Annotated in this window: 1 protein-coding gene; it reads left to right on the top strand. The window is 76.2% G+C overall.

Translation table 11 applies throughout. The annotated features are described in order from the left end of the window. Window positions 1-5,879 (top strand): SDR family NAD(P)-dependent oxidoreductase (locus ABEA77_RS33470; RefSeq protein ID WP_345655884.1); only part of this gene is annotated, 5,879 nt, incomplete at both ends.

The following is a 5,879-nucleotide window of genomic DNA, read 5'->3' on the forward strand; positions in this document are numbered from 1 at the left end:
TGTCGCGTGGCCCGAGACGGGCCGGGCGCGCCGGGCGGGCGTCTCGTCCTTCGGCATCAGCGGCACCAACGCGCACGCGATCATCGAACAGGCCCCCGACCTGCCGGAGAGCGGAGCGGAGGGCACGTCGGACGGCGAGACCGCACCGTCATCGGCGGCCCCCGCACTGCTGCCGCTCGTGCCCTGGGCGTTCTCGGCCAAGTCCGCCGCTGCCCTGCAGGGCCAGGCAGCGAAGCTGCTCGACCACGCGCGAAGGCACCCGGAGGTCACGGCCGTGCACACCGGTCTGGCCCTCGGGACCGCGCGGACCGCCTTCGACCACCGCGCGGTGGTCCTCGCGCGGGACCGGGCGGGCGCGGTGCGCGAACTGGAGGAGTACGTCGCGGGCCGCGCCGCGCGGGTGGTCGCGGGCCGCGCGCCCCGCGGCGGCGCGGCGGCGCTCGTCTTTCCCGGACAGGGGGCGCAGTGGGCCGGGATGGCGGCCGAACTGCTGGAGTCCTCGCCGGTGTTCGCGGCGCGGATGGACGAGTGCGCCGAGGCGCTCGCGCCGTACACGGACTGGTCGCTTCCCGACGTCCTGCGGCGCGCCGAAGCGGACGGACCGCTGGACCGGGTGGACGTGGTGCAGCCGGCGCTGTGGGCGGTCATGGTGTCGCTGGCCGAGCTGTGGCGTTCGTACGGCGTGGTGCCGGCGGCCGTGGTCGGCCACTCCCAGGGGGAGATCGCGGCCGCGTGTGTCGCGGGCGGGCTTTCGCTGGCGGACGCGGCGCGGGTGGTGGCGCTGCGGAGCCGCGCCCTGCGTGCGCTCTCCGGCCGGGGCGGCATGGCCTCCGTCGGCCTTCCGGAGGCCGAGGTGCAGGAGCGGCTCGCGGTGTGGGGCGGCCGGCTCTCGGTCGCGGCGGCGAACGGCCCGGCGTCGGTCGTGGTGTCGGGCGACGCCCACGCGCTCGGGGAGCTGCTCGCGCGGTGCGAGCGCGACGGTGTGCGGGCCCGCCGCGTACCGGTGGACTACGCGTCCCACTCCGCGCAGGTGGAGGCGATCGAGGAAGTGCTGCTCCGCGACCTCGCGGGCATCGCGCCGAGGTCGTCGGCGGTGCCGTTCTACTCGACGGTCACCGGCGGCGTGCTCGACACGGCGGAGCTGGACGCCGCCTACTGGTACCGGAACCTGCGGCGTACCGTCCGCTTCGACGAGACGGTGCGGGGCCTGCTCGACGACGGCTTCCAGCTGTTCGTCGAGGCCGGCGCCCACCCGGTTCTGACCATGGGGATCGAGCAGACCGCCGAAGACCACGGGACGCGGGCGGCGGTGGTCGGGTCGCTGCGCCGTGGCGAGGGCGGACCCGCGCGGTTCCTGACCTCGGTGGCCGAGGCGTACGCGGGGGGCGCCGACGTCGACTGGCGCGCGGTGTTCGCCGGGACCGGCGCACACCGCGTGGACCTGCCGACATACGCCTTCCAGCGGCGACGCTACTGGCTGGGGTCCGAGGGGAGAGGCGCGGGTGACCTGTCGTCGGCGGGGCTTGCCCCTGCCGGACACCCCTTGCTGGGAGCCGCCGTTCCACTGCCCGACTCCGGCGGTTTCCTGCTGACGGGCCGCCTGTCGCTCCGTACCCACACCTGGCTCGCCGACCACGCGGTGCTCGGCCGTGCCGTCCTGCCCGGCACGGCGTTCGTCGAGCTCGCGCTGTGCGCGGGGGACGCCGTCGGATGTGGCCGGATCGAGGAACTGACGCTCGAAAAGCCGCTGGTGCTGCCCGAGGACGGCGCCGTCCAGGTGCAACTGGCCGTGGGCGGGCCTGGCGAGGCGGGACACCGCGAACTCGCCGTGTACGCGCGCCGCGCCGACGCGCCGGGCGAGTCGTGGACGCGCCACGCGCGGGGCGCGCTGTCCGCCGCGGGCCGGGCGGCGGCCCCCGCGGACCCGGGGGTCTGGCCGCCGGCCGGAGCCCAGGCCGTCGAGACGGCCGGCCTCCACGACCGGCTCGCGGGCGACGGGCTCGTCTACGGCCCGGCGTTCCGTGGGCTGAGGGCTGTCTGGCGCCTCGGCGGCGAGATCTTCGCCGACGTGGCGCTGCCGGAGGAACTGCGGAGCGAGGCGGACCGGTTCGGTGTGCACCCCGCCCTGCTTGACGCGGCGCTGCACGCCTGGCCGGCCCAGCAGGACACGGACCCCGGCACGGCGACCCGGGGCGTGCGGTTGCCGTTCGCCTGGAGCGGTGTCTCGCTGCACGCGGCCGGGGCGTGCGCCGTACGGGCGCGGCTGACGCCGGCCGACAACGGGGTGTCGGTGACGCTGTACGACGCGGCCGGGACACCTGTGGTGTCGGCGGACGCCCTGGTGACACGTCCCGTGGGGGAGGGGGAGCTCGCGGCCTGCGAGGAGCAGGACGAGTCGCTGTACCGCCTGGAGTGGGAGCCCGCGCCGCCTCCCCCCGGGCCGGAGGCCGGACGGCCCGTGTGCGCGGTGGTCGGGGAGGACTCCCTCGGGGTGGCCGGGGCCCTCGGGGCGCCGCGGTACGCGGACTTCGACGCCTTGGGCGAGCGCGTTCCCGACGTCGTCGTGGTGGTGTGCGCAGGCTCCGCCGGCGGCCGGGGCGTCGTGCCGGGTGCGAGCGCGGCGCTCGACCGGCTCCTGCGGGTGGCGCAGGGCTGGGTGGCCGAGGAGCGGTTCGCGCAGTCGCGGCTGGTCGTGGTGACACGCGGCGCGGTGGCCGTCGAGGCCGGGGAGGACGTGCGCGACCTGGCCGCGGCCCCGGTGTGGGGGCTGGTGCGCTCGGCGCAGTCGGAGCACCCGGAGCGGTTTCTCCTGCTCGACATGGACGGGGCCGCCCTGTCGCCCGACGTCCTGCGCGACGCGCTGGCTGCCGGGGAACCGCAGCTGGCCCTGCGCGGGGGCGCGGCACTGGTGCCGCGCCTGGCGCGCGGCCCCGCGGAGGGGGTGCTTGCGCCCCCGGACGGGGGGCGGCCCTGGCGGATCGAGCCTTCGAGGGAGCGGACGATCGAGGGCCTGAGCCTCGCGACGGCCGACGACGCGGCCCGCGCACTGGGCGAGTGCGAGGTGCGCGTCGCCGTGCGCGCGGCAGGGGTGAACTTCCGCGACGTGCTCGTCTCGCTCGGCACGTATCCGGACGACCGGGCGCTGATGGGCAGCGAAGGCGCCGGCGTCGTGGTGGAAACAGGCCCGGGGGCCGGGTCCTTCGCCGTCGGCGACCGCGTGATGGGCCTGTGGACCGGCGGGTTCGGGCCACTGGTCGTCGCGGACCACCGCACACTGACCCGGATCCCGGACGGCTGGTCGTTCACCGAGGCCGCGTCCGTCCCTGTGGCGTTCGTGACGGCGCTGTACGCGTTGCGCGAGCTGGCGCGGGTACGGCAGGGCGAGTCGCTGCTCGTGCACTCCGCGGCCGGCGGGGTGGGCATGGCTGCGGTGCAGCTGGCCCGGGTGTTCGGCCTCCGGGTCTTCGCCACGGCAGGCCCCGGCAAATGGGACGCGCTGCGTGCTCTCGGCGTGGACGACGCGCGTCTGGCGTCGTCGCGGACGCTGGAGTTCGAGCAGCGGTTCCGCGCGGCGTCGGGGAAGCGCGGCGTCGACGTCGTACTGGACTCCACGACGGGCGAACACGTCGACGCCTCCCTGCGGCTGCTCGGCGAGGGCGGGCGGTTCATCGAGATGGGGAAGGCGGACGTGCGGCCGGCCGACGAGGTGGCGGCGGCGCACCCCGGTGTCGCGTACCGGGCGTTCGACCTGGCGGACGCGGGGCCCGAGCGCATCGGGGAGATGCTCACCGAGATCGTGGACCTCTTCCAACGGGGCGCGCTCACACGGTTGCCTACGCGGGTGTGGGACGTGCGCAGGGCCGGTGAGGCGTTCCGGTTCATGAGCCGGGCGCGGCATGTGGGGAAGCTGGTGCTGAGCGTCCCGGCCGCCCTCGACCCCGAGGGCGTCGTGCTGGTGACCGGTGCGGGGGGTGTGCTCGGCGGGCTCGCGGCACGGCACCTGGTGGCCGAGCACGGGGTGCGCCACCTGCTGCTCGTCGGCCGTCGCGGCCCGGCGGGCGAGGGCATGCGGGAGCTCGTGGCGGAGCTGACCGGTGCGGGGGCGTCGGTGACCGTCGCCGCATGCGACGTGGCGGACCGCGGCGCGCTGGCCGACGTGCTTTCGCGGCTGCCCGCGGGACGCGGTGTGACCGGAGTGGTCCATGCCGCGGGGGTGCTGGACGACGGGACGGTCGCGGCGCTGACGCCGGAGCGGGTCGACGCGGTCCTGCGGGCGAAGGCGGCGGGGGCGTGGAACCTGCACGTGCTGACGCGCCGCCATGACGTCGCGCTGTTCGCGCTGTTCTCGTCCGCCGCCGGTGTCCTGGGATCGGCGGGGCAGGCGAACTACGCCGCGGCGAACACCTTCCTCGACGGGCTCGCCGCGCACCGCCGTGCGACCGGTCTCGCCGGTGTGTCGCTGGCCTGGGGCCTGTGGGCCGAACGCTCCGGCATGACCGAGCACCTGCGCGAGGCGGACCTGTCGCGGATGGCGCGGGTCGGTGTGGTGCCCTTCCCGTCCGACGAGGGGGTGCGGCTCCTCGACGCGGCGCACACACTGGCGGAGGGCCTGGTGGTGCCCGCCCGGTTGGACACCGACGCCCCGGCCGCCTCGGGCACCGAGGTGCCCGCCGTGCTGAAGGGGCTCGTGCGCCGCACGCGCCCCGCCCGGCGCGCCGCCGCTCGCGCCAGCGCGTCCCAGCCGGCCGGCAAGGCCGCCGAACTGCGGCGGCGGCTGCTCGGCATGAGCCACGCCGACCGCGAGGACACCGTGCTCGGGCTCGTCACGGCGCAGGTGGGGGCCGTGCTGGGGCACGCCGCCCCCGACGCGGTCGTGTCCGACCGCGCGTTCAAGGACCTCGGACTCGACTCCCTGACGGCGGTCGAACTGCGCAATCTGCTGAGTGCCGCGACCGGTCTTCGCCTGCCGGCCACGCTCGCCTTCGACCACCCGAACAGTGGCGCACTGAGCGCCCACCTCCTGGCCGAACTGGTGCGCGGGGCCGACCCCGGCAACGTACCGGCACCCGGTGCGGTCGCGCCCCCGGCAGGCGGAGGCGGCGGCGCGTCGGACGACGGCCCCGTCGCGATCGTCGGAATGGGCTGCCGCTACCCGGGCGGTGTGACCACCCCCGAGGAACTGTGGCAGCTCGTCCTCTCCGGCGGGGACGCGATCGGCCCCCTGCCCACCGACCGGGGCTGGGACCTCGACGGCATCTACGACCCGGACCCCGACGCGCCCGGCAAGACGTACGCGCGTGAAGGCGGCTTCCTCCACACCGCGGGCGAGTTCGACGCGGAGTTCTTCGGTATCTCGCCGCGTGAGGCGCTGGCGATGGACCCGCAGCAGCGGCTGCTGCTCGAAACGTCCTGGGAGGCGCTGGAACGCGCCGGACTGGTCGCGTCGTCGCTCCGCGGCAGCAGGACGGGGGTCTTCGTCGGCTCCCACTACCAGGAGTACGGCCCCCGGCTGCACGAGGCGGCGGAGGGCGCAGAAGGCCACCTGATGACCGGTACCGCGGCCAGCGTCCTGTCCGGGCGCGTGGCGTACACCCTCGGGCTGGAAGGGCCCGCGGTGACGGTGGACACGGCGTGCTCGTCGTCGCTCGTGGCCCTGCACCTGGCCGTGCGCTCGCTCAGGCAGGGCGAGTGCGACCTGGCCCTCGCGGGCGGTGTCGCCGTCATGCCGAACCCCGGCCCGCTCATGGGCTTCAGCCGGCAGCGCGGTCTGGCGCCCGACGGGCGGTGCAGGGCGTTCGCCGCGGCTGCCGACGGGACCTCGCTCGCCGAGGGTGTGGGTGTGCTGGTGGTGGAGCGGTTGTCGGATGCGCGGCGTCTGG

This window comes from Streptomyces tremellae, from assembly GCF_039540215.1.
GTDB lineage: Bacteria > Actinomycetota > Actinomycetes > Streptomycetales > Streptomycetaceae > Streptomyces > Streptomyces tremellae.